This is a genomic window from Liquorilactobacillus sicerae, assembly GCF_029916425.1.
Lineage (GTDB): Bacteria > Bacillota > Bacilli > Lactobacillales > Lactobacillaceae > Liquorilactobacillus > Liquorilactobacillus sicerae.
Window position 1 is genome coordinate 1 of sequence record NZ_JAHAVQ010000335.1, and the last position, 403, is coordinate 403.

Annotated in this window: 1 protein-coding gene; it reads right to left on the minus strand. The window is 40.4% G+C overall.

Annotation, left to right across the window (positions count from 1 at the left end):
* On the minus strand, window positions 1–403 hold a 403-nt coding region (locus KH893_RS12715; RefSeq protein ID WP_281166388.1), incomplete at both ends, for an Hsp70 family protein.

The following is a 403-nucleotide window of genomic DNA, read 5'->3' on the forward strand; positions in this document are numbered from 1 at the left end:
TCGCTGGAGAAAATCAATTGATCAACTTGGTTATGCAAGTCGACTTCATCTTTCTTTTTCTTATCAGCTTCTTCGTTGGATTCGGCATCTTTAACCATCTTATTGATTTCGTCTTTGGAAAGACTACCAGGATTTTGAATCGTAATTTTTTGGCTCTTACCAGTTCCTTTATCCTTAGCAGAAACTGAAACAATTCCATTACGATCAATATCGAAGCTAACTTCAATTTGTGGTACACCACGTGGCGCTGCAGGAATATCCGTCAATTGAAAATTACCAAGTGTCTTGTTGTCAGCCGCCATCGGACGTTCACCTTGTAAAACGTGAATATCAACAGCCGGTTGGTTATCAGCAGCAGTTGAGAAAACCTGCGACTTAGAAGTTGGAATGGTTGTATTGCGGT